Raw genomic sequence first — 23,212 nt, 5'->3', positions numbered from 1 at the left:
TTACTGCCCTTGCAGATGGACATCGTTATATGACCCCCGAAGAATTCCGCCGACATGGCTATGCCATGATCGACCTGATCGCAGACTATCGACAAAACATCGAACAACGCGGCGTGCAGCCCACCACGGTACCGGGCGAAATCAAAGCCGCCTTGCCGATGAGTCCGCCTGACGCCGCCGAACCGTTCGAACAGATCATGGGCGATGTCGAAAAACTGATCATGCCCGGCCTGCTGCATTGGCAGCATCCCAGCTTTTTCGGCTTCTTCCCCTCCAATGTGGAGCTGTCCTCAGTGCTGGGTGATTGCCTGAGCACCGGCCTGGGTGTCGTGGGGTTGTCTTGGCAATCCAGCCCGGCGCTCACTGAAATCGAAGAAGTCACCACCGATTGGCTGCGCGACATGCTCGGCCTGAGCAGCAACTGGAGTGGCGTGATCCAGGACTCAGCGTCCACCTCCACCCTGGTGGCGCTCATCAGCGCCAGGGAACGTAGCTCCGATTACGCGCTGATGCATGACGGCCTGCAAAACAGCAGCTCGCCCCTGATCGTCTACACCTCATCCCACGCCCATAGTTCGGTCAACAAGGCGGCCATCCTGGCCGGATTCGGCCAGAACCATATCCGCACCGTCGCCACCGACGAACACAATGCGATGTCACCGCAGGCATTGGCGCACGCCATCGAACAGGACCTGGCTGCGGGCAACACGCCCTGCGTGGTGATTGCCACCACCGGGACCACGGCCGCCATGGCGATCGACCCTCTGGCGGCCATTGGCGACCTCACCCAACGCCACGGCCTGTGGCTGCATGTGGACTCGGCCATGGCCGGCGCGGCAATGATCCTGCCGGAATGCCGGGCATTGTGGGATGGCATCGAAAAGGCTGACTCCCTGGTCCTCAACCCGCACAAATGGCTGGGCGCGGCCTTCGATTGCTCGGTGTACTTCGTGCGCGACCCCGAGCATTTGATTCGCATCATGACCACCAACCCGAGCTATCTGCAGTCCAACGCCGACGGCCAAGTCAGAAATTATCGCGACTGGCGGATCTCCCTGGGCAGCCGTTTCCGCGCCCTGAAACTGTGGTTCCTGATACGCGAGCAAGGCGTCAGCGGCCTGCAAGCGCGGCTGCGGCGAGACCTGGCCAATGCGCGCTGGCTGGCCGAACAGATTGAAGCCTGCGAACACTGGAAACTGGTCGCTGCGCCGGCCCTGCAAACCTTGTGCATTCGCCACGAGCCACCCGGGTTAAGCGGTGAGGCACTGGATAAGCACACGCGTGCCTGGGCAGAACAGCTCAACCAGTCAGGTAACGCCTACGTCACCCCTGCAATCCTTGACGGGCGCTGGATGGTGCGCGTCTCCATCGGTGCACTGGGCACCGAACGTCAGCATGTCGAAGGGTTATGGGGGGTATTGCAAACCCTGGTGGTTGAAACGGGTTCTCACTAAATAGGCACCCGCTCGCGCCGCATCCACATCTCGAACGCCATGGCGTTCAGTGGTCGGCTGATCAGGTAGCCTTGGGCGGTGTCGCACTTCCAGTGCTTGAGCAGTTTGAGGCTGTGCTCAAACTCCACCCCCTCGGCTACCACCTTGAGCCCCAGGTTGTGGCTCATTTCTATGGTGGAACGCACGATCACCCCATCGCCGCTGGTGCTGTCGAGGTTGCGCACAAACGATTGGTCGATCTTCAACTCCTGCACCGGCAACCGCTGCAATTGCGCCAGCGAGGAATAACCGGTTCCAAAATCATCCACCGACAGGCTGATGCCGCAGCTGCGCAGTTGCTCCAGTACGCTGAGGGCCTGTTGCGGGTTATGCATGATTGCGCTTTCGGTAATTTCGAAAATCAATTTCTCGGCCGCGACCCCGTATTGCATCAACAGCCCGGTGACACGAATGGCCAGGTCATCATCGGCCAAGTCGTCCACAGAGATATTCACCGACAGCTGGATGTGTAAGCCACGCTGCGCCCACTCGGCTATCTGGCGGATAGCTTCCTCGATCACCCACAGGGTCAGCGCGCCCATGCTGCCGGTGCGCTCGGCCAAAGGAATGAACTCAGTCGGCGACACCTGCCCGAGAGTGGGGTGTTGCCAACGTAGCAAGGCTTCCGCCTGGCGCACATGGCCATGATTGAGATCGAGCTTGGGCTGGTAGCACAGGAACAGTTCGCTCTCGATCACCGCGCGGCGCAGGTCGCGGATCAGCGTGATCTGGCGTTGATGAGCCAGGTCGCGGTCCTGCTGGTAAATCTGCAAATACCCCGGCAAGCGCGCCGCATCATGCCGGGCGATGGCGGCACGGTTGATCAGTTCCTCCACCTGTTGCCCATCGGCAGGGTACGCAGCAATGCCGATACTCACTTCATGTCGCACTTCGTCGTTGCCGATGCGCTGGGTTTCGGTCAGCAGCCCATACAGCCGGTCGGCGCGGGCTACGGCGCGGTCGATCTCGGTGTTTTCCAGCAACAGCAAAAACTCACTGCCGGCGATACGCGCCGCGGTGTCGCTGGCCGCCAGGCTCATGGACAAGCACCGGCTGGCTTCACGCAGCATTTCCTCCACGCCTTGAGGGCCAAAGCCTTCGTTGATGACCCGGTAGTTTTCAATCCCCAGGTACAGCAACACCACCGGCCGCCGGGCGCTGATCGCACTGCCCAGGCGTTCCATCGCCAGGGCACGGTTGGGCAGGCCGGTGAGGGCATCATGCAAGGCGTTATGCGCCAGTTGTCGTTCGCGCACGGCGATGCCGCTTTGCATGGCGTTGAAGGCCCGGGCCAGCAAACCGAACTCATCATGGCTGCGCACCCGCACCAGCGTGCGGTAGTCACCGGCGCCGATCCGTTCGGCGGCCTCCACCAACGCATTGAGCGGGCGAGACACGCGCCGCGCCAGGAACAGCGCGCCGGCCAGTGAGACCAACAACACCGCCAGGGCGATCCAGAGAAATTGCCGGTCCAGTGGCGCAAAGGACTCCAAGGCATGATCCAGCGGGCTTTGCAGCAAGACACGCACTTCATCGCCCTTGCCGGTATTGGCCAATGGCAACACTTGGCTGAGCACAGGCCGACCATAAAACTGATGGAACTGCGCGTCGCGATCAAGCGGTGCTTCGTACAGGAGACGGATGAGGGCGGAACGGCGATCGTCAGGCTGGGTCGTGAACAACTGGCCGACTTGCTCGTTCTGCACGCTGAGAAACGATACCTCCAGATTGCTCATGGAGCGCAGTTCACGGGCAAATTGCGCGTCCATGGGAAAGCCCATGATCACGCGAGCACTGGGTTGTGGGTCGAGCACGTCCTTCTGCACCAGCAAGTAAGGCCGTCCATCCATCGCCACGATCAACATTAGCTGACCACTGCGCCGCGCCTGACGTAAGGCATCTGCATAGGGGAAAGGCTGACCGCGCATCAGCTTCGGCAAGGTACTGACCATAACCTTGTCATCCAGGCCGAGCACAAACACTTCACTGGAACCGGCACCCGTGGCATGCCGGTGCAGGGCCGCCAGAACCGCCGGAGCCTGGCCGTCAGCCACGGCGCGTTTGAAGGGGTCATCAATGGTGAGCCAGTCCAAGCCGTATTGCAGGCGGCGCCCACGCAGGTCCAGGAAACGCTCGAAAACCAGACGACCGGTGTCCAGCTGGACCTGGGCCTGGTTCTCCACTGCACGCGTCGTAGCAGCCTTGACGGCGAAGTAGCTAGCCACTACGACCACCAGCAACAGCAGCGCCAGCACCCCGGCTATGCGGGTTTGAAACGTGTGGCGCCACCTCATTGCCGTGCCCTCCGGCAGCGTCCGCCTCTCTCTGCGACTCCTTCCTGTTGTCATACACATCCCTGCCGACAGCCAACCCGGCGTCAAAAAAACATCCATTTTTATTGAATATTCGATTCCAGCAGATTAGCTGGGACTGCAGATAAGTAAACCCAATAAATACTGGCGCAAAAGCGTCATATTATTGACTTTCACGCATTAGCCGGACTCAGCCCTTCGCGCACGCATAAGGTCCGCCAGCGACGCACCCAATGGGGTGTGCTCATCCAACCTGCGCAGCGCGACATGCCCACCCTGCCGAGCATAACGGGCACTGAATTCATGCAATTTGTTACTAACGACACAGTGCCATTGAAACCGCTGCTACCCCGCCCCATCTAACCTGCATACTTCCTTATGCAGGTGCCCCATGAGCGACCAGCAAGCCTTTCCTGATTACGACCTGAACGACTACGCCGATCCCGAAAACGCTGAACACGAACCTTCGTCCAACACCGGCCTGGCCCTGCCTGGGCAAAACCTTCCGGACAAGGTCTACATCATTCCGATCCACAACCGCCCCTTCTTCCCGGCTCAAGTACTGCCGGTGATCGTCAATGAAGAGCCGTGGGCCGAGACCCTGGAGCTGGTGAGCAAATCCGACCACCACTCCCTTGCCCTGTTTTTCATGGACACGCCGCCCGAAGACCCACGGCACTTCGACACCTCCGCCCTGCCGCTGTACGGCACGCTGGTGAAGGTGCACCACGCCAGCCGCGAGAACGGCAAGCTGCAGTTCGTCGCCCAGGGCCTGACCCGCGTGCGCATCAAGACCTGGCTCAAGCACCACCGCCCGCCGTACCTGGTGGAAGTCGAATACCCGCACCAGCCCAGCGAGCCGACCGATGAGGTCAAGGCCTACGGCATGGCGCTGATCAATGCGATCAAGGAACTGCTGCCCCTCAACCCGCTGTACAGCGAAGAGTTGAAGAACTACCTCAACCGCTTCAGCCCCAACGACCCGTCGCCGCTCACCGACTTCGCCGCCGCGCTGACCTCGGCCACCGGTAACGAGTTGCAGGAAGTGCTCGATTGTGTGCCGATGCTCAAGCGCATGGAAAAAGTGCTGCCGATGCTGCGCAAGGAAGTCGAAGTCGCGCGCCTGCAAAAAGAGCTCTCTGCCGAAGTGAACCGCAAGATCGGCGAACACCAGCGCGAGTTTTTCCTCAAGGAACAGCTCAAGGTCATCCAGCAAGAGCTGGGCTTGACCAAGGACGACCGCAGTGCCGACGTCGAGCAGTTCGAGCAACGCCTGGAAGGCAAGGTGCTGCCGGCCCAGGCGCAAAAGCGCATCAGCGAAGAAATGAACAAGCTGTCGATCCTGGAAACAGGCTCGCCGGAATACGCCGTAACGCGCAACTACCTGGACTGGGCCACATCAGTGCCGTGGGGCGTGTACGGCCAGGACAAACTCGACCTGAAACACGCGCGCAAAGTGCTGGATAAGCACCATGCGGGCCTGGACGACATCAAGAGTCGTATCCTCGAGTTCCTGGCCGTGGGCGCCTATAAAGGCGAAGTCGCCGGCTCCATCGTGCTGCTGGTGGGCCCGCCGGGCGTGGGCAAGACCAGCGTGGGTAAATCCATCGCCGAATCCCTGGGGCGGCCGTTCTACCGTTTCAGCGTCGGCGGCATGCGTGACGAAGCCGAGATCAAGGGCCATCGCCGCACCTACATCGGCGCCCTGCCCGGCAAGCTGGTGCAGGCGCTCAAGGATGTGGAAGTGATGAACCCGGTGATCATGCTCGACGAGATCGACAAGATGGGCCAGAGCTTCCAGGGCGACCCGGCTTCGGCCTTGCTGGAAACCCTCGACCCGGAGCAGAACGTCGAATTCCTCGACCACTACCTGGACCTGCGCCTGGACCTGTCCAAAGTGCTGTTCGTGTGCACCGCCAACACCCTGGACTCGATCCCCGGCCCATTACTGGACCGCATGGAAGTGATTCGCCTGTCGGGCTATATCACCGAAGAAAAAGTCGCCATCGCCAAGCGCCACCTATGGCCCAAGCAACTGGAAAAAGCCGGCGTATCGAAAACCAGCCTGACCATCAGCGACGGCGCCCTGCGTGCGTTGATCGATGGTTATGCACGCGAAGCCGGCGTACGCCAGTTGGAGAAACAACTGGGCAAACTGGTGCGCAAGGCCGTGGTCAAGTTGCTGGATGAGCCGGAGTCGGTGATCAAGCTCGGCCCCAAAGACCTGGAAAACTCCTTGGGGATGCCGGTGTTCCGCAACGAGCAAGTGCTGTCCGGCACCGGGGTCATCACCGGCCTGGCCTGGACCAGCATGGGGGGCGCAACCTTGCCGATCGAGGCAACACGTATCCACACGCTCAATCGCGGCTTCAAGCTCACCGGGCAGTTGGGCGACGTGATGAAAGAATCCGCCGAAATCGCCTACAGCTACATCAGCTCCAACCTGAAATCGTTTGGCGGTGATCCGAAGTTCTTCGACGAAGCCTTCGTGCACTTGCACGTGCCGGAAGGCGCTACGCCCAAAGATGGCCCGAGTGCCGGTGTGACCATGGCCAGTGCGCTGTTGTCGCTGGCGCGCAACCAGCCACCGAAAAAAGGCGTGGCCATGACCGGCGAGCTGACATTGACCGGGCATGTGCTGCCGATTGGCGGGGTGCGTGAAAAAGTGATTGCGGCGCGGCGCCAGAAGATACACGAGCTGATCTTGCCGGAGCCCAACCGTGGCAGCTTTGAGGAATTGCCGGAGTACCTGAAGGAAGGCATGACCGTGCACTTTGCCAAGCGGTTTGCGGATGTGGCGAAGGTGCTGTTCTGACAGTTATGTAGTGCCTGAGATGGCCCTTTCGCGAGCAAGCCCGCTCCCACATTTGGAATGCGATCAAATGTGGGAGCGGGCTTGCTCGCGAAGAGGCCAGCCAGATCAACGCAAAACCCCGCCTTGTCACACCTTGTCTCATCTTCGGTTATGCTCCCCCTTCGTCGTGAATCAACGGAGCCCCCATGACCGCTGCCCGCCTGCTTCTCCCCTTGAGCCTTGCCCTGCTGGCTGCCTGCGCCAGTGCGCCGAAGCAAAATATCACCGTGGAAAAACAGAGCAGTTGCCCGCTCGCGCTTAAAACCGGGCAAAACCTGATCCTCACCCTCCCGAGCAACCCCACCACCGGCTATCGCTGGGCCATCCAGGATTCAGCCGGCGGCGTGTTGCGCGTACTCAGCCCCGAGGTGTACAGCAGCGCAGAGTCCGGCGTGATTGGTGGAGGTGGCCAGTCCACCTGGCGCTTCCAAGCCTTCGCGGCCGGCCAAGGCCGTTTGCGCCTCACCTCCCAGCAACCCTGGGAACCGGAAGCCGAACCGGCCGAAACCTTCGACTGCGCCATCACGGTGAACTGATATGCCATGGCTGATTCTTGCGTTGATGGGCGCCGGCACCTTTATCTACGGCCTGACGGTCCATGCCACATTGTTGTGCCTGCTGGTCAAACCCCTGCCGGTACTGGCGCTGCTGGGTTGGTTGCATGACGCGCCGCCCACTGACTATCGACGCTGGATCAGCCTGGGGCTGATTTTTTCCCTGGTCGGCGATGTATTGCTGGCATGGCCGGGCGACCTGTTTATCTTTGGCCTTGGCGCGTTCCTGTTTGCGCACCTGGCCTACCTCAAAGCCTACTTTAGCGACTGCCGCCGCTTGGCGTTGCTGCCGCTGGTGTTGGCCCTCGGTGTCGGGGCGATCCTGCTGAGTATTCTGATTTCCCATGGCTTGGGCGACCTGCTGATACCGGTGGTGGTTTACGCGCTGGTGATCAGCGCCATGCTCTGGCGTGCGTTGGCGCGGCTGGGCAGCGACGTGCCGAAACGCTCGGCACTGCTGGCAGCCGCGGGTGCGGTATCGTTTGTGTTTTCCGATACGTTGATCGGTATCAATCGGTTTGTGCTGGCGTTTGATGCGGCGCCGTATTTATTGATCGCCACGTATTGGCTCGGGCAATGGGGCATTACCGCCTCTGCTTTCCATCAGACAACCCGCGCATCCGAGGGCCAACTTGGCTAAAATGCCGGCCTTTCCCCCTTCGTCGCCGGAACAGCCGTGAGCAAAGAACCCGATCGCCTATTCGCCCAGCCCCTGCCCCAGGTGCCGGACTTCGCCTTTAACGAGGACGTGGTGCGGGTGTTCCCGGACATGATCAAGCGTTCGGTGCCGGGCTACCCGACCATCGTCGAAAACCTCGGCGTACTGGCGGCCCAGTTTGCCCAACCGGGCAGCGTGCTCTACGACCTGGGCGCGTCCCTCGGCGCGGTCACTCAAGCCCTGCGCCGTCATGTACGCACCGAGGGTTGCCGGGTGATCGCGGTGGATAACTCGGCGGCGATGGTCGAGCGTTGTCGCCAATACCTCAATGGCCAGGACTCGATGTTCCAGGAGCTGCTGCCGGTCGAGGTGATCGAGGGCGATATCCTCGCGCTGCAATTTCAGCCCGCGTCGGTGGTGGCGTTGAACTTCACCCTGCAATTTATCGCCCCCGCCGAACGCCTGGCGTTGCTCGGGCGTATCCGCCAATCGCTACTGCCGGGCGGGGCGTTGATCCTTTCGGAGAAGCTGCGCTTCAATGATGTTGAAGAACATGCCCTGCTCACCGACCTGCATATCGCGTTCAAACGCGCCAACGGCTACAGCGAACTGGAAATCGCCCAGAAGCGCAGTGCCATCGAAAACGTCATGAAGCCCGACAGCCTCGAAGAACACCGCGAACGCCTGCTGGCGGCCGGGTTCTCGAAAGTCGTGCCGTGGTTCCAGTGTCTTAACTTTGCCTCGTTGATTGCCTTGCCATGATTGATTTGTCTCCCCTCGCCCGCCACTTGGTCGGCACTCCCCTGGCCGTGTGGGCCCAGGGCCTGCAAGCACAGCTCGACGCAAAGATGGAAAAAGGCCACGGTGACCTGGAGCGCTGGCAGAGCGCGCTGGATGCGCTGCCGAAGATCATGCCCAGCGAAGTCGACCTGCTGAACGGCCTGGTGCTGGACACCGATTGCGATGAGGCCACCCGCGAACAAATGCGTGCCGCGCTGATGGGGCTGTGCCCCTGGCGCAAGGGCCCGTTTGACCTGTTCGGCGTGCACGTAGACACCGAATGGCGTTCGGACTGGAAGTGGTCACGGGTCGCGCCGCACCTGGACCTCAAAGGCAAGCGCATCCTCGATGTGGGTTGCGGCAATGGCTACTACCTGTGGCGCATGCTCGGTGCCGGGGCAGACAGCGTGATTGGCGTGGACCCGAACTGGCTGTTCTTCTGCCAGTTCCAGGCGGTGCAGCGCTACCTGTCAGCACCGAATGCCTGGCACCTGCCGTTCCCGTTCGAAGACCTGCCGCCGAACATGGAAGGTTTCGACACGGTGTTTTCCATGGGCGTGTTCTATCACCGTCGCTCGCCCATCGAGCATTTGCTGGCGCTGAAAGATTGCCTGGTCAAAGGTGGCGAGCTGGTCTTGGAAACGCTGGTGGTGGAAGGCGATCAGCAACAGGTACTGGTGCCGGAAGACCGTTATGCGCAGATGCGCAACGTGTGGTTCCTGCCGTCGGTGCCGGCGTTGATGCTGTGGCTACGGCGTGCGGGGTTCAGTGAGGTGCGGTGCGTGGATGTGAGCGTGACTACGGTCGAAGAACAGCGCGGCACGGAGTGGATGAAGTATCAGTCCTTGAGCGACTTTCTCGATCCCGAAGATCACAGCAAGACCATCGAAGGGCTGCCGGCGCCGATGCGGGCGGTGATCATCGCCAAAAAGTAACTGAACAAATAGAGAGCCAAATGTGGGAGGGGGCTTGCTCCCGATAGCAGAGTGTCAGTCACCACATTTATGGCTGATACACCGCTATCGGGAGCAAGCCCCCTCCCACATTGTTGTCCTCAGTGTTCTTTAGAGAGGGGGCTTGGCCCTTCGCGCCTTGAAGAATTCACTCAACACCGTCCCACATTCCTCAGCCAACACCCCACCTTCAAACAACACCCGATGGTTGAGAAAACCCTGGGTAAAAAACTGCCCCTGGCTTTGCACGATCCCGGCCTTGGGCTCCAGCGCGCCGTACACCACCCTGGCGATGCGCGAATGTACGATCAGCCCGGCGCACATGCTGCAGGGCTCCAGGGTCACGTACAGCGTGCTGCCCACCAGGCGATAGTTGCTGATCGCCTGGGCGGCGGCGCGGATCGCGACCATCTCGGCATGCGCACTGGGGTCATTGCCGCTGATGGGGCAGTTGAAGCCGCGCCCGATGATTTCACCGCCCTGCACCAATACCGCACCCACCGGCACTTCGCCCAGCGCAGCACCTTGGGCGGCGAGGGCCAGGGCTTCGCGCATGAAGTCCTGGTCGCGGCTGCGGTCGATAATCGCCATGGGGCGAATCTGGCGCATCAGGCCACCTCGATGGCGGCCATGAGGCCGGTTTCCATGTGGTCGATCACGTGGCAATGGAACATCCACACCCCTGGGTTATCCGCCACCAGCGCAACGCGGGCACGTTCGTTCTTGCCCAGCAGGTAGGTGTCGGTGAAGTAGGGAATCACCTTGTGGCGGTTCGAGGCAATCACCTTGAAGCTCATGCCGTGCAAGTGGATCGGGTGTTGATACTGGGTCATGTTCTTCAATTCGAAAATGTAGCTCTTGCCCTTCTCAAGCTTGGCTATCGGGCGGTCGGCGCAGGTCTTGTCGGTGATGTCCCACGCCTGGCCGTTGATCTGCCAGAGGCTCGGCGGTTTGCCGTTCTCGACGTTGACCGAGACCGAACCGACCCATTCGAAATTGAAGTTGAGTTTCTCCGCATTGGCCAGGTCCGGCTCACTGATCGGGTTGGCGGGCAATGCGGGTGGCCATGCGGTGGGCGCGTCGCTGTTGGCCACCGAACGGAAGGTGCCCAGGCGGACCGGCCCATTACGGATCGAAAGCTCTTCACCCGCCGCAGGCGCCTTGATTGCCAGGCAAATGCGCATCCCCGGGCCCAGCCAGTATTCCTTGCCCAGCGGGCGCGGCTCGATGGGGTTGCCGTCGAGCGCATAGATCTGCGCTTCGACGTCAGGGATGTTGATGCGATAGGTCAGGGTGTTGTCGAGGTTGAGCAGGCGCACGCGGGTGATCTGCCCAGCCGGTAAGTCGATCACCGCTTGGGGCGTACCGTTGATGGTCGACAAGCGCCCCGCCGTGCCGCCACGCGCCGCTTCACGGGGCACACTGAAGGCGACAAAGGCGCCCTCTTCGTCCACATGCCAGCTTTTCAAGCTAAGGGTGCGTTCGTATTTGAAACCGGTGGGCTCGCGCTCTTCGATGATCAGCGGGCCGACCAGGCCACGGCCGAGTTCTTCGCTGCTGTCCACGTGAGGGTGGTACCAATAGCTGCCGGCGTCGGGCACGCGGAATTGGTAGTCGAAGTATTCACCGGGCAGCACCGGCAACTGCGAGACGTAGGGCACACCGTCCATTTCCAATGGCAGGCGGATGCCATGCCAATGGATGGTGGTGGCGACCGGCAGGTGGTTGATAAAGCGCACCCGCAACCACTCGCCCTGGCGCACCCGCAGCTCGGTGCCAGGCGCCGAAGGGCCGAATGCCCAGGCTTGGGTCGTGTGCCCCGGCACCAACTCCACGTCCAGCGGTGCGGCGATCAACTGGTAATCGCTTCCAGCGTTGGCGTCGGCGACTTTCCCCAGCCAGTAGCGGTAGGCGCCACCGGCGCCCACGCCCACGACGGCGAGGCCGGCAAGGCCACCGAGGATTTGTCGACGGGAAAAGGATCGGGACACAACAACCTCTCGTATCTGCCGCGGGCCGTGCGCCCGCAAAAGGCAGATACGATACACCTGCGCGGGCTAAACAGTAAGGTTTCTCATGTGGGAGGGGGCTTGCTCCCGGTAGCGGCGGATCAGCCAAGGTATTGGGTGACTGTCACACTGCTATCGGGGGCAAGCCCCCTTCCACATTTTGATCTCCATTGGATCTTACTGTGTGTGCGCTTAAGTCCTGGCAGCCGCCAGGATCAGGGCTTTCATTTCGGCCACAGCGCCTTTGAAGCCAACGAACAGCGCGTGCGCCACCAGTGCATGGCCGATGTTCAGCTCGTTGATGCCCTTGATCGCCGCCACCGCTTCGACGTTGTGGTAGTGCAGGCCATGGCCGGCGTTGACGATCAAGCCTTCAGCCAAGCCGCAGTTAACGCCATCGATGATGCGCTGCAGTTCGTCGGCGACGTCGGTCGGCGTGGTGGCATCCGCGTAACGACCGGTATGCAGTTCGATGGCCGGGGCGCCCACACGGCGGGAGGCTTCGATCTGGCGCTCGTCGGCGTCGATGAACAGCGAGACTTCGCTGCCGATCTTCGACAGGCGCTCGACCGCAGCCTTGATCCGCGCTTCCTGGCCGGCCACGTCGAGGCCGCCTTCGGTGGTCAGTTCCTGACGGGTCTCGGGTACCAGGCAGATATGTGCCGGGCGGATACGCTCGGCAAAGGCCATCATTTCTTCGGTAACGCCCATCTCGAAGTTCATGCGCGTTTGCAGCACGTCCTTGAGCAACAGCACGTCGCGCTCCTGGATGTGGCGGCGGTCTTCGCGCAGGTGCACGGTGATGCCGTCGGCGCCCGCTTCTTCGGCGTCCAGCGCGGCCTTGACCGGATCAGGGTAACGGGTGCCCCGGGCCTGGCGCAGGGTGGCGACGTGGTCGATGTTGACGCCTAGAAGAATGCGATTGCTGGTGGTCACGGAAGCGCTCCTGAAAAGGGAAAGAAACGGTGCACAGCATACACGGGGATGTCAGGGCTTTCGAAACAACTCGCGACTGACCAAGGGCCGACCGCCCAGATGCACGGCCAGGGCCTGGCGCATCAAGCGCTTGGCGGCGGACAAGGCGCCTGGGGCGGTCCAGTCAGCGTCGCTCATGGCGAGCAGCTCAGCGCCTTGGAACAGCCCCGGTTGCAGCAGGTACACACGTTCAAGGCCGGCATCCACTTGCAAGCGGTACATGCCGTCTTCGGCGATGGGGTCGCCGTGCAGGTCGTTGCTCAGCTCAAAGCCGTAGCCAAGATCGTCGAGCAAGCGCCATTCGAAGGCACGCAGCAGCGGCTCCAGAGGGCGCCCTTCGGCCAGGGCCAACAGCGTGGCGGCGTAGTGGTCGAAGACCGCCGGGTGAGGGTCTTCGGCGGGCAACAGGCGAATCAGCAGTTCATTGAGGTAGAGGCCGCTGAACAAGGCGTCGCCGTTGAGCCAGGCAGAGGTGCCGACACTTTCCAGGCGGCCGACGTTTTTCAGCTCGCCCTTGCCCCGAAACTCCACGTCCAAGGCCACGAAAGGCCGCGCCAACGTCCCCGCCTTGCCCCGCGCGCTGCGCATGACCGCACGCAGGCGCCCCTGGGGCGTGAGGAAGTCCACCAGCGCGCTGGTCTCACGATAGGCGCGGCTGTGCAGGACGTAGGCGAGTTGGCTGGGGGGTGGGGATTGGGACATGGGTTCTCACTGCTGGAATGCATTTTTGAAAACGACACAAACCTAATGTGGGAGGGGGCTTGCTCCCGATGGCAATGTGTCAGTCACTTATTTGTTAACTGACCCACCGCTATCGGGGGCAAGCCCCCTCCCACATTTTTGCCCTGCGGTGTCCTTACAGGTCGCCGTAGCCCAGGGAGCGCAACGCGCGCTCATCATCGGACCAGCCACCCTTAACCTTCACCCACAGGTTGAGCATGATCTTGGAATCGAACAGCAATTCCATGTCCTTGCGCGCTTCGGTGCCGATACGCTTGATGCGCTCGCCCTTGTCGCCAATGATGATTTTCTTCTGGCCATCACGTTCGACGAGGATCAGCGCATGGATATGCAGGGTCTTGCCCTGCTGCTTGAACTCTTCGATTTCGACGGTGATCTGGTATGGCAGCTCGGCGCCCATCTGGCGCATGATTTTCTCGCGGACCAGTTCGGCGGCGAGGAAGCGGCTGCTGCGGTCGGTGATCTGGTCTTCCGGGAAGAAGTGCTCATTCTCCGGCAGGTGCTCGGCGATCACGCGCTCCAGGGCTTCGAGGTTGTGACCGTGCTGGGCCGAGATCGGGATGATCTGGGCGTTCGGCAACTGTTCCTGCAGCCAGCTCAGGTGCGGCATCAGCTCGGCTTTGTCTTCGATGCGATCGGTCTTGTTCAACGCGACGATCAAAGGGCCGGTGACGTACTGCACACGCTCGAGAACCATCTGGTCTTCGTCGGTCCACTTGGTGCGGTCGACCACGAAGATCACCACGTCGACGTCCTTCAACGCCGCCGATGCGGTCTTGTTCATGTAGCGGTTAAGGGCTTTCTCGCCGCCTTTGTGCATCCCCGGGGTATCGACGTAGACCGCCTGCACGTTGCCTTCGGTCTTGATGCCCAGCATGTTGTGGCGGGTGGTCTGCGGCTTGCGCGAAGTGATCGCAAGCTTCTGGCCGAGGATGTGGTTCAGCAGCGTGGACTTGCCCACGTTCGGGCGCCCGACGATGGCAACATAGCCACAGCGTGTTGCGGTTGAATCAGTCATGGCCATTCTCCACGCCCAGGGCAATCAGTGCTGCAGCGGCCGCTACCTGTTCGGCAATACGACGGCTCACACCCTGACCTCGGCTTTTTTCGTTCAATAAGGTGATCTCACATTCCACGAAGAAAACGCGGCAATGGGGCTCACCCTGGATATCCACCACTTCGTAGCGTGGCAGTTCGCAGCCGCGCGATTGCAGAAATTCCTGCAGCCGGGTCTTGGGATCTTTGTTGGTGTCGACCAGCGTGAGGCTTTCGATCTCCGACGTCAGCCAGGCAGTGACGCGCTCCTTGGCGGCCTCCATGCCTGCATCGAGGTAGATGGCACCGATCAACGCCTCAAGGGCGTCGGCCAGGATCGACTCACGACGAAAACCGCCGCTCTTCAATTCGCCCGAACCCAGGCGCAAGTATTCGCCCAGGCCGAAACCACGGGCCAACACGGCCAGGGTCTCGCCTTTTACCAGGCGCGCGCGCAGGCGTGACAGCTGCCCTTCACGGGCTTGGGGGAAGCGCTCGAACAGCGCTTCACCGGCGACAAAATTAAGGATGGCATCACCGAGGAATTCCAGGCGCTCGTTATTGCGCCCTGCAAAACTGCGGTGTGTGAGGGCAAGGACCATCAATTCCTGGTCCTTGAAGGTGTAGCCGAGCTGGCGCTCGAGACGACTGAGAGAAACGGTCACTGTTTAGCCATACCTGGTTGATGCATATCGAGTTCGTGGCACCGGTGGCCATCGACGATTGACGCAGTATTCAAATTCAAATCCTGATAGGTGCTGCATGAGGCCGGACACTTATTTGTCCCAGCCCCAGAAAAGCATTCGGCGCTGTGTTCACAGCGCCGCTTGTATTACTTGATCAGCCCGACCCGCGAGAAGTTCGGCAGGTGGCTGAGCTTGGGCTCCGGCCAACTCATCCAGACCGCGAAGGCTTTGCCGACAATGTTCTCGTCGGGCACCATGCCCAGCAGGTCCTTGGGAATGCTGGGGTCATCCCAGTACCGGCTGTCGTTGGAGTTGTCACGGTTGTCGCCCATCATGAAGTAGTGCCCGGCAGGCACTTTCCACTCGCCATCAGGCATCGCGCGGTAACGGCTCATTTCCTTGCGGATTTCGTGCTCTACCGCACCGAGCTTCTCCTGGTACAGCTCGGCGCTGCCCAGGGTGTTCGGCTCGGCGCCCAGCAGCTTCTCGGCCACCGACTCACCGTTGATGAACAGACGCTTGTCGCTGGTGTAGCGAACCACGTCGCCCGGCAGGCCCACGACGCGCTTGATGTAGTTGACGTTCGGGTCGCTTGGGTAGCGGAACACCATCACATCGCCACGCTGTGGGTCACCGACCGGAATGACTTTCTTGTCGATCACCGGCAGGCGAATCCCGTAGGAAAACTTGTTCACCAGGATGAAGTCGCCCACGTCCAGGGTAGGTTTCATCGACCCCGAAGGGATCTGGAACGGCTCCACCAGGAACGAGCGCAGCACCAGCACGATGAACAACACCGGAAAGAACGATTTGCCGTATTCAACCAGCAAAGGCTCTTTGTTCAGCTTCTCGACCACCGCCGTATCGGGCTGGCTGACGCTGCCCTGATAGGACGCGATAGCCGCCCGCCGACGCGGGGCGAAGAACACCAGATCGAGCAACGCCAGGAGACCGCAAACGGCAACGGCGATGACCAGCAACAGCGGGAAATTTAGTGACATAGGACCTAACTATCCAACCTGAGCACCGCAAGGAAGGCTTCTTGTGGAACTTCCACGTTGCCTACTTGCTTCATGCGTTTTTTACCGGCCTTTTGCTTCTCAAGCAGCTTGCGCTTACGGCTTACGTCACCGCCGTAGCATTTGGCCAGTACGTTCTTTCTGAGAGCCTTGACGGAGGTCCGTGCAATGATCTGCCCGCCAATGGCGGCCTGGATCGCGACGTCGAACATCTGGCGCGGAATCAGTTCTTTCATCTTCTCGGTCAACTGGCGACCTTTGTAGTGCGCGTTGTCCTTGTGCACGATCAGTGCCAGGGCATCTACCTTGTCGCCGTTGATCAGCACATCCAGCTTCACCAGATTAGCCGATTGGTAACGATCGAAATGGTAATCCAGCGAAGCATAGCCGCGACTGGTGGATTTGAGGCGATCGAAGAAGTCCAGGACCACTTCGTTCATCGGCATATCGTAGGTCACTTGTACCTGGGTACCGAGGAACAGCATGTCGCGCTGGACGCCACGCTTTTCGATACACAGGGTGATGACGTTGCCCAAGTGCTCCTGCGGTACCAGGATGTTGGCCCGCACGATGGGCTCGCGCATGTCTTCGATGGCTGACAGATCCGGGAGCTTGGACGGGTTGTCGACGTAAATCGTTTCACCGGTTTTCAGCAATAGCTCAAAAATAACGGTTGGCGCGGTGGTGATCAGGTCCAGGTCGTACTCGCGCTCGAGGCGCTCCTGGATGATTTCCATGTGCAGCATGCCGAGGAAGCCGCAACGGAAGCCGAAGCCCAAGGCGTCGGAGCTTTCCGGGGTGTACTGCAACGACGAGTCGTTGAGGGTCAGCTTTTGCAGGGCTTCGCGGAAGTCTTCGAAGTCGTCGGAGCTGACCGGGAACAGGCCGGCGTAGACCTGTGGCTGGATGCGCTTGAAGCCTGGCAGCACGTCGACGTCAGGGGTGGAGCTCAAGGTCAGGGTGTCACCGACCGGCGCACCGTGGATGTCCTTGATGCCGGCGATGATGAAGCCCACTTCACCGGCTTTCAGATCAACGGTTGCGGTGTGCTTGGGGTTGAATACACCGACGCTGTCCACCAGGTGGATCTTGCCGGTGGACTTGACCAGGATCTTGTCGCCCTTCTTCACACGGCCGTGGCGCACGCGTACCAGGGAAACAACGCCCAGGTAGTTGTCGAACCAGGAGTCGATGATCAACGCTTGCAGCGGATCTTCGTAGTTGCCGGTCGGCGCAGGGATGGTGTGTACCAGGCGCTCGAGCACTTCGTCGACACCCAGGCCGGTCTTGGCGCTGCAGGTGACGGCGTCGGTGGCGTCGATACCGATGATCTTCTCGATCTCTTCCTTGACGCGCTCCGGCTCGGCCTGGGGCAGGTCGATCTTGTTCAGCACGGGCATGACTTCCAGGCCCTGCTCGATCGCGGTGTAGCAGTTGGCGACCGATTGCGCTTCCACGCCCTGGCCGGCATCGACCACCAGCAGCGCACCTTCACAGGCCGCCAGCGAGCGGCTGACTTCGTAGGTGAAGTCAACGTGGCCTGGGGTGTCAATGAAGTTCAGTTGGTAAGTAATGCCGTCTTTGGCCTTGTAGTACAGCGTGACGCTGTGGGCCTTGATGGTGATCCCGCGCTCGCGTTCGAGGTCCATGGAATCCAGTACCTGGGCTTCCATTTCACGCTCGGCAAGGCCGCCGCACATCTGGATGAATCGATCGGCCAGCGTCGACTTGCCATGGTCAATGTGGGCGATGATGGAGAAATTGCGGATATGACTCAAATCACTCACGGATCAACACTCAAAAAGGCTGCAGGCAGATTGCCCGCTGAAAAATAGCCGGGAATTGTACCTGATGCTCAGGCCAGGCGTCATCTTTGCTGACCAGAACAAAAATGCCCCACTCATACGAGCGGGGCATTTTTTGTGCATAAGCGCGGCCTCAACCGGCGCGGCGCAGCAGCCAGAACCCGGCCAGGGCGCAGATCGTCGTCGGCACCAACACCGCAAACAACGGCGAGAAACCGAACACCAGGCTCGACGGGCCCAGCAAGTCCTGGGCAATACGGAAGGTGAAGCCCACCAGCACGCCGGTGAACACCCGCTGGCCGAGGGTCACGGAACGCAATGGGCCGAAGATAAAGGAAATCGCCATCAACACCAATGCGGCGGTGACGACCGGCTGCAGCACCTTGACCCAGAACGCCAGCCAGTAGCGGCCATTGTTCAGGCCCTGATCCTTGAGGTAGTGGATGTAGTTCCACAAACCGGAGATCGGCAAGGCTTCCGGGATCATGACCACGGTGTTGAGCAGTTCCGGCTTCAGGGCGATGTCCCAATGCTCGGTCGGTACATTGATCACTTCGGTACTGGCCTTGGTGCCCTGGCCCACGTTGCGGAAGTAAGTGGTGGTGACGTCACTCAGTTGCCATTGCTCGGCGCTGTATTGCGCACGCTTGGCGAAACTGGAGGTGAGCATGTGCCGCTCTTTGTCGAACGTGTAACGCGTCACACCGATCAACAGGCCATCGGGCTGCACGGCGTTGATGTGGATGAATTCATCCCCCTGACGGTGCCACAGGCCGTGCTTGGCGCTTTGCGCATCGCCCGAACCTTGGGCCAGGGCGCGATTGGCCTGGGCCGTGGCTTCGGCCGGCGGCGCTACGTATTCGCCGATCAGCACGCTGCACGCCATCAGCAGCAGCATCGGCTTCATGACCGCCCAAACGATGCGACCGATGGAAACACCCGCCGCGCGCATGATGGTCAGTTCGCTGTTGCTGGCCAGGGTACCCAGGCCGATCAGGCAACCGATCAAGCCGGCCATCGGCATCATGTCGTAGAGCCGGCGCGGCGCGGTCAACGCCACGAAGCTCAACACATCCGTGACCGTGTAGGTGTCGGTGACGTTGCTCACTTCATCGATGAAGGCAAACAACGAGGCCAGGCCCAGGATAATGCCCAATACCGCCAGGATGGCGATCAGTACGCTGCTACCAATGTAGCGATCAAGCTTAGCCACGAGCCAACTCCTTCAGGCCACGACGGCTCTTCATTTTCAAACGGATAGGCTCCCAGTAGAGCAGCCCCAGGCCGATCACCAGGAAAATGCCATGCACCCACCACAGGCCCAGGGTGGGCGACAACTTGCCCTTCTCCAGGGATCCACGGGCGGAAATCAGGATAGTCAGGTAAGCCATGTACAGCAGGATCGCCGGCAACAGCTTCAGGAAGCGGCCCTGGCGCGGGTTGACGCGTGACAGCGGCACAGCCATCAAGGTCACGATAAACACCAGCAGCGGCAGGGAAATGCGCCATTGCAACTCGGCGATCGAACGCAGTTCCTGGCTGCCGATCAACGCCGACGTCGGCAGGGCGTCGCGGTCGGTGACCTCTTCACTGATCTCAGGCTTGGCGAGCATGACGCCATAGGTGTCGTACTTGATCGCGCGATAATCCGCGAGGCCGGGGCTGCCATCGTAGCGGTAGCCATTTTCCAGGATCAGGTAACGGCTGCCGTCCGGGCGCACTTCCTGGCGGCCGCTGTCGGCCACCAGAATCGAAATGCCACGGTCTTTCTGGTTCTGGCCCAGGTTCTTCTGGGAAATGAACACGCCGCCGAGGTTGGTGCGGTCATCCGTCATGGTTTCGGTATAAGTCACCCGCGTACCGTCGTTGAGGGCCTGAAAGCGACCGGGCTCGAGGGTGTCGAACTCCGTCATCGCGTCCTGCTTGTTGAGTACCAGCTGGAACTGCAACGCGCCCTGGGGCGCCAGGCTCAGGCTCAACCACGCCACCACCAGGGCGACACCGGCCGCCGGAACCATGGTCATGGCCAACAGACGCTGCTGGCTCATGCCGGTGGCGGAGAGAACGGTCATCTCACTTTCGAGATACAGCCGGCCATAGGCCAGCAAAATCCCCAGGAACAGGCCAAGTGGCAGGATCAACTGCAGGAAGCCCGGCAGGCGAAAGCCCATGATCAGGAACAGAGAGCCCGGATCCAGGGCGCCCGAAGCGGCCTGGGCAAGGAATTTGACGAAGCGACCGCTCATGATGATGACCAGCAATACCGCACTCACGGCACTCAGGGTCAACAGGACTTCGCGGGACAGATAACGGAAGACGATCAAACCAGACACTCCAGGGTTGTCAGGCTAAGGCGGCCAAACAAGCAAGCATACCGAGTCGACCCCCTTTACAGTGGGCCGGCTAAAAAGATGGCGCATTATCCTGTGATTGTCCTCGCCTGTCACTGCGCAACCTTATACGTACTCATAAAGCGTGTGCCGAGGGTTGTCAGGCTCCGCTGGCGAGGTTCAAACTGCGGCCTTTGCCACTGGCGGCTTACAAAGCTGTCAAGCTTCAAGCCTGCGTACAAACGCAGGCTCACAGACCTTAGATAAGGGACCCGAAAATGGAATTGGTTGTAAAAAGCGTTAGCCCCGAAACGTTGAAAACCGCCACCCTCGTGGTCGCTGTCGGCGAAGGCCGCAAACTCGGCGTCGCCGCCAAGCAACTGGATGAACTGAGCGGTGGCGCCATCAGCGCCGTGCTCAAGCGCGGCGACCTGGCCGGCAAAGTCGGCCAGAGCCTGTTGCTGCAAAGCCTGCCGAACCTCAAAGCCGACCGCGTATTGCTGGTGGGTGTCGGCAAGGACGCCGAGCTGGGCGACCGTCCATTCCGTAAAATCGTCAGCGGCATCCTCACCACCCTCAAGGGCCTGGGCGGCAGCGATGCTGCACTGGCACTCGATGAAATCGTCGTCAAAGGCCGTGACAGCTATGGCAAGACCCGCCTGCTGGCCGAAAGCCTGGTGGACGGCGGCTATACCTTCGACCAATTCAAGAGCCAGAAAGCCGAACCACGCGCCCTGAAGAAAATCACCCTGCTGACCATCAAGGCAGCCCAGGCTGAAGTCGAGCGCGCCGTGACCCACGCCCAGGCCATCGCCAAAGGCATGTCGTTCACGCGCGATTTGGGCAACCTGCCACCGAACATCTGCCACCCGACTTACCTGGGCGAACAAGCCAAGGCGCTGGGCAAAGAGTTCAAGGGCCTGAAAGTCGAAGTGCTGGACGAGAAGAAGATCAAGGAACTGGGCATGGGCTCGTTCTATGCCGTGGGCCAGGGCAGCGACCAGCCACCCCGCCTGATCGTGATGCAATACAACGGCGGCAAGAAGTCCGAGAAGCCTTACGCGCTGGTCGGCAAAGGCATCACCTTCGACACCGGCGGCATCAGCCTCAAGCCGGGTGCCGGCATGGATGAGATGAAGTACGACATGGGTGGCGCCGCCAGCGTGTTCGGCACCCTGCGCGCCGTGCTGGAGCTGAAGCTGCCGGTCAACCTGGTCTGCATCCTGGCCTGCGCCGAGAACATGCCGAGCGGTGGCGCTGCCCGCCCTGGTGATATCGTCACGACCATGAGCGGCCAGACCGTGGAAATCCTCAACACCGACGCCGAAGGCCGCCTGGTGCTGTGTGATGCCCTGACTTATGCCGAGCGTTTCAAGCCTCAGGCCGTGATCGACATCGCTACCCTGACCGGTGCCTGCATCGTGGCCCTGGGCTCCCACACCTCGGGCCTGCTGGGCAACAACGACGAACTCATCGAGCAACTGCTCAGCGCCGGCAAGGCTGCCGACGACCGCGCCTGGCAATTGCCGCTGTTCGATGAGTACCAGGAGCAGTTGGACAGCCCGTTCGCAGACATCGCCAATATCGGCGGCCCGAAAGCCGGCACGATCACGGCGGCTTGCTTCCTGTCGCGCTTTGCCAAGAACTTCAACTGGGCGCACCTGGACATCGCCGGTACGGCCTGGACCAGCGGCGGCAAGGACAAGGGCGCAACCGGCCGTCCTGTGCCTCTGCTGACCCAGTACCTGCTGGATCGCGCCAAAGCCTAACCCTGTAGGCGCGAGCGTGCTGTGGCGAGGGAGCTTGCTCCCGTTGACTGCGTAGCAGTCTCCGGCTTTTTTAGGGGCGCTCCGCACCCCAGCGCAAGCAAGCTTGCTCGCCACAGCAAGCTCGCGCCTACAAATTCCGGGGCAGCCATCAGGCCGCCCCGGTCTCAGGAACCCCAATGACCCAAGTCGACTTCTATATATTGCCCAGCGCCGATCCCTCCGCGCGCCTGGACTTTGCCTGCAAACTCACCGAAAAAGCCTGGCGCATGGGCCACCGCATCTACCTGCATTGCAGCGATGCTGCCCAACGTGACGAGCTGGATGCGCGCCTGTGGCGCTTCAAGGGCGAAAGCTTCGTGCCCCACGGCCCCGCCGAATCCGAACCCGAAGGCCTGATTGCCCTGGGTTTGGGGGACAACTGCGGCGACCACCACGACCTGTTGGTCAACCTGGACCTGAAAGTACCGGCCTTTGCCAAGGCGTTTGCACGCGTAGCCGAAGTCGTGGTGGAAGACCCGGCAATTCGTCAGGCCGCGCGGGAGAGTTTCCGTTTCTACCGCGAACAGGGCTATTCTTTGCAGGATCACCGGCTACAACGACTTTGAGTACATGATGGACACGCCCAATCCGATAAAAAAAGACGATCACTTGCTGGATGACCTGGAGTCGATCCGCCAGTTACTCGGTGATGACAACTTGCAACCGCCGCTGTTGACCGAGACGGTCGAGGGTGAGGTACAGATTCCGCTGTTGTTCGATATGGTCGGTGGCAAGCCCGTCGCCCCGGAGCCCGCTGCCCCGGCCCCCGTCGAGCCCCCCGTAGCCGCCGCCCCCGCTGAAAAAGCGCCAGACGCCCTGCTGCTGCACCTGGACAACGAACTGCGTGCCGCCGCACAACTGATCATGCAGGATGTGATCGATGACTTTGCGCCGCATATCGAGGCTGAGATCAAGCGTCGGATGGATGCGCGGATGGAACGGTTACTCAGCCAGTACCAATCCTGAGCCACACCAAGATCCCTGTAGAGGGGCTTGCCCCCGATGACCATAGGTATCTACACAACGTTTGAAGGCTGTCATATTCCCCGGTGGCGAGCGGGCTTGTCCCGCGTTGGGGTGCGCAGCAGCCCCAAAAGCTGTCTCTGCGGAGTATCGGCTACACCGCATTCGTCCTTCTTTGGGGGGCGCTGCGCGCCCCAACGCGGGACAAGCCCGCTCGCCACAACAGCCGATTTGTTA

Annotated in this window: 20 protein-coding genes; 9 read left to right on the top strand and 11 right to left on the bottom strand. The window is 61.0% G+C overall.

Annotation, left to right across the window (positions count from 1 at the left end; genetic code table 11):
• Positions 1–29: 29 nt before the first annotated feature.
• On the top strand, positions 30–1,454 hold the full coding sequence (locus M5B43_RS09585; protein ID WP_248749873.1) for a pyridoxal-dependent decarboxylase: 1,425 nt from the start codon (positions 30–32) through the stop codon (positions 1,452–1,454).
• Here the strand turns inward: M5B43_RS09585 and M5B43_RS09580 are convergent.
• Positions 1,451–3,787 carry a bifunctional diguanylate cyclase/phosphodiesterase gene (locus M5B43_RS09580; RefSeq protein ID WP_248749872.1) on the bottom strand — a complete coding sequence of 779 codons (2,337 nt, stop codon included), beginning with the start codon at positions 3,785–3,787 and terminating at the stop codon, positions 1,451–1,453. The genes M5B43_RS09585 and M5B43_RS09580 overlap by 4 nt on opposite strands.
• Before the next feature lie 409 nt (positions 3,788–4,196).
• Between M5B43_RS09580 and lon the strand changes: the two genes are divergently transcribed.
• The 5 genes from lon to cmoB all read left to right on the top strand — a co-directional run bounded on the left by lon (position 4,197) and on the right by cmoB (position 9,586).
• Positions 4,197–6,620 carry an endopeptidase La gene (gene lon, locus M5B43_RS09575; protein WP_248749871.1) on the top strand — a complete coding sequence of 808 codons (2,424 nt, stop codon included), beginning with the start codon at positions 4,197–4,199 and terminating at the stop codon, positions 6,618–6,620.
• Between the two features lie 185 nt (positions 6,621–6,805).
• Positions 6,806–7,195, top strand: coding sequence for a protease inhibitor I42 family protein (locus M5B43_RS09570; protein WP_248749870.1), 390 nt, complete (start codon positions 6,806–6,808; stop codon positions 7,193–7,195).
• 1 nt (position 7,196) lies between these two features.
• A complete protein-coding gene (locus M5B43_RS09565; RefSeq protein WP_248749869.1) occupies positions 7,197–7,853 on the top strand; it encodes a lysoplasmalogenase in 657 nt (218 codons plus the stop codon).
• Positions 7,854–7,889: 36 nt separating this feature from the next.
• Positions 7,890–8,633, top strand: a complete 744-nt coding sequence (cmoA, locus tag M5B43_RS09560) for a carboxy-S-adenosyl-L-methionine synthase CmoA (protein ID WP_248749868.1) — start codon at positions 7,890–7,892, stop codon at positions 8,631–8,633.
• A complete protein-coding gene (gene cmoB / locus M5B43_RS09555) occupies positions 8,630–9,586 on the top strand; it encodes a tRNA 5-methoxyuridine(34)/uridine 5-oxyacetic acid(34) synthase CmoB (protein ID WP_248749867.1) in 957 nt (318 codons plus the stop codon). Before cmoA ends, cmoB begins: the two co-directional genes overlap by 4 nt.
• 129 nt (positions 9,587–9,715) lie before the next feature.
• Here cmoB and tadA read toward each other — a convergent pair whose 3' ends face one another.
• The 10 genes from tadA to lptF all read right to left on the bottom strand — a co-directional run bounded on the left by tadA (position 9,716) and on the right by lptF (position 20,198).
• The gene (tadA, locus tag M5B43_RS09550; RefSeq protein ID WP_248749866.1) at positions 9,716–10,213 is read right to left on the bottom strand and encodes a tRNA adenosine(34) deaminase TadA; all 498 of its coding nucleotides are present in this window, start codon (positions 10,211–10,213) and stop codon (positions 9,716–9,718) included.
• Positions 10,213–11,595 carry a multicopper oxidase family protein gene (locus M5B43_RS09545; RefSeq protein WP_248749865.1) on the bottom strand — a complete coding sequence of 461 codons (1,383 nt, stop codon included), beginning with the start codon at positions 11,593–11,595 and terminating at the stop codon, positions 10,213–10,215. Before M5B43_RS09545 ends, tadA begins: the two co-directional genes overlap by 1 nt.
• Before the next feature lie 210 nt (positions 11,596–11,805).
• Positions 11,806–12,549: a pyridoxine 5'-phosphate synthase gene (gene pdxJ / locus M5B43_RS09540; protein WP_248749864.1), complete on the bottom strand. Its 744-nt coding sequence runs from the start codon at positions 12,547–12,549 to the stop codon at positions 11,806–11,808.
• A 51-nt stretch (positions 12,550–12,600) separates the two neighbouring features.
• Complete coding sequence (gene recO, locus M5B43_RS09535) at positions 12,601–13,290, bottom strand: DNA repair protein RecO (RefSeq protein ID WP_248749863.1); 690 nt, start codon at positions 13,288–13,290, stop codon at positions 12,601–12,603.
• Between the two features lie 154 nt (positions 13,291–13,444).
• Entirely contained in the window at positions 13,445–14,347 is a 903-nt protein-coding gene (gene era, locus M5B43_RS09530) for a GTPase Era (protein ID WP_028618988.1), read from the bottom strand.
• Positions 14,340–15,029: a ribonuclease III gene (gene rnc, locus M5B43_RS09525; protein WP_033902449.1), complete on the bottom strand. Its 690-nt coding sequence runs from the start codon at positions 15,027–15,029 to the stop codon at positions 14,340–14,342. The genes era and rnc overlap by 8 nt, the downstream gene beginning before the upstream one ends.
• Before the next feature lie 167 nt (positions 15,030–15,196).
• Positions 15,197–16,051, bottom strand: coding sequence for a signal peptidase I (gene lepB, locus M5B43_RS09520; RefSeq protein WP_248749862.1), 855 nt, complete (start codon positions 16,049–16,051; stop codon positions 15,197–15,199).
• Positions 16,052–16,056: 5 nt separating this feature from the next.
• Positions 16,057–17,856, bottom strand: coding sequence for a translation elongation factor 4 (lepA, locus tag M5B43_RS09515; RefSeq protein WP_003188853.1), 1,800 nt, complete (start codon positions 17,854–17,856; stop codon positions 16,057–16,059).
• Between the two features lie 151 nt (positions 17,857–18,007).
• Positions 18,008–19,087 carry an LPS export ABC transporter permease LptG gene (gene lptG / locus M5B43_RS09510; RefSeq protein ID WP_248749861.1) on the bottom strand — a complete coding sequence of 360 codons (1,080 nt, stop codon included), beginning with the start codon at positions 19,085–19,087 and terminating at the stop codon, positions 18,008–18,010.
• A complete protein-coding gene (gene lptF, locus M5B43_RS09505) occupies positions 19,080–20,198 on the bottom strand; it encodes an LPS export ABC transporter permease LptF (protein ID WP_248749860.1) in 1,119 nt (372 codons plus the stop codon). Before lptF ends, lptG begins: the two co-directional genes overlap by 8 nt.
• Before the next feature lie 284 nt (positions 20,199–20,482).
• Here lptF and M5B43_RS09500 point away from each other — a divergent pair, with 284 nt between their 5' ends.
• From M5B43_RS09500 to M5B43_RS09490, 3 genes are all read left to right on the top strand, one after another.
• Complete coding sequence (locus M5B43_RS09500) at positions 20,483–21,973, top strand: leucyl aminopeptidase (protein WP_248749859.1); 1,491 nt, start codon at positions 20,483–20,485, stop codon at positions 21,971–21,973.
• 176 nt (positions 21,974–22,149) lie between these two features.
• Entirely contained in the window at positions 22,150–22,578 is a 429-nt protein-coding gene (locus tag M5B43_RS09495; protein ID WP_248749858.1) for a DNA polymerase III subunit chi, read from the top strand.
• Positions 22,579–22,585: 7 nt separating this feature from the next.
• Positions 22,586–22,978, top strand: coding sequence for a DNA polymerase III subunit chi (locus M5B43_RS09490; RefSeq protein WP_248749857.1), 393 nt, complete (start codon positions 22,586–22,588; stop codon positions 22,976–22,978).
• The last annotated feature ends 234 nt before the right edge of the window (positions 22,979–23,212 follow it).

The organism is Pseudomonas sp. MWU15-20650 (assembly GCF_023242475.1).
Classification (GTDB): domain Bacteria; phylum Pseudomonadota; class Gammaproteobacteria; order Pseudomonadales; family Pseudomonadaceae; genus Aquipseudomonas.
The sequence above is the reverse complement of the archived record's forward strand: the minus strand, read 5'-3'. Positions and strand labels throughout refer to the sequence as shown.

Coding starts and splice junctions, on each gene's coding strand:
- lon (WP_248749871.1), top strand. CDS start 4,197: ATGAGCGACCAGCAAGCCTTTCCTGATTACGACCTGAACGACTACGCC.
- cmoB (WP_248749867.1), top strand. CDS start 8,630: ATGATTGATTTGTCTCCCCTCGCCCGCCACTTGGTCGGCACTCCCCTG.
- era (WP_028618988.1), bottom strand. CDS start 14,347: ATGACTGATTCAACCGCAACACGCTGTGGCTATGTTGCCATCGTCGGG.
- M5B43_RS09495 (WP_248749858.1), top strand. CDS start 22,150: ATGACCCAAGTCGACTTCTATATATTGCCCAGCGCCGATCCCTCCGCG.
- recO (WP_248749863.1), bottom strand. CDS start 13,290: ATGTCCCAATCCCCACCCCCCAGCCAACTCGCCTACGTCCTGCACAGC.
- M5B43_RS09500 (WP_248749859.1), top strand. CDS start 20,483: ATGGAATTGGTTGTAAAAAGCGTTAGCCCCGAAACGTTGAAAACCGCC.
- M5B43_RS09490 (WP_248749857.1), top strand. CDS start 22,586: ATGGACACGCCCAATCCGATAAAAAAAGACGATCACTTGCTGGATGAC.
- M5B43_RS09580 (WP_248749872.1), bottom strand. CDS start 3,787: ATGAGGTGGCGCCACACGTTTCAAACCCGCATAGCCGGGGTGCTGGCG.
- M5B43_RS09570 (WP_248749870.1), top strand. CDS start 6,806: ATGACCGCTGCCCGCCTGCTTCTCCCCTTGAGCCTTGCCCTGCTGGCT.
- M5B43_RS09565 (WP_248749869.1), top strand. CDS start 7,197: ATGCCATGGCTGATTCTTGCGTTGATGGGCGCCGGCACCTTTATCTAC.
- tadA (WP_248749866.1), bottom strand. CDS start 10,213: ATGCGCCAGATTCGCCCCATGGCGATTATCGACCGCAGCCGCGACCAG.
- M5B43_RS09585 (WP_248749873.1), top strand. CDS start 30: ATGACCCCCGAAGAATTCCGCCGACATGGCTATGCCATGATCGACCTG.
- lepB (WP_248749862.1), bottom strand. CDS start 16,051: ATGTCACTAAATTTCCCGCTGTTGCTGGTCATCGCCGTTGCCGTTTGC.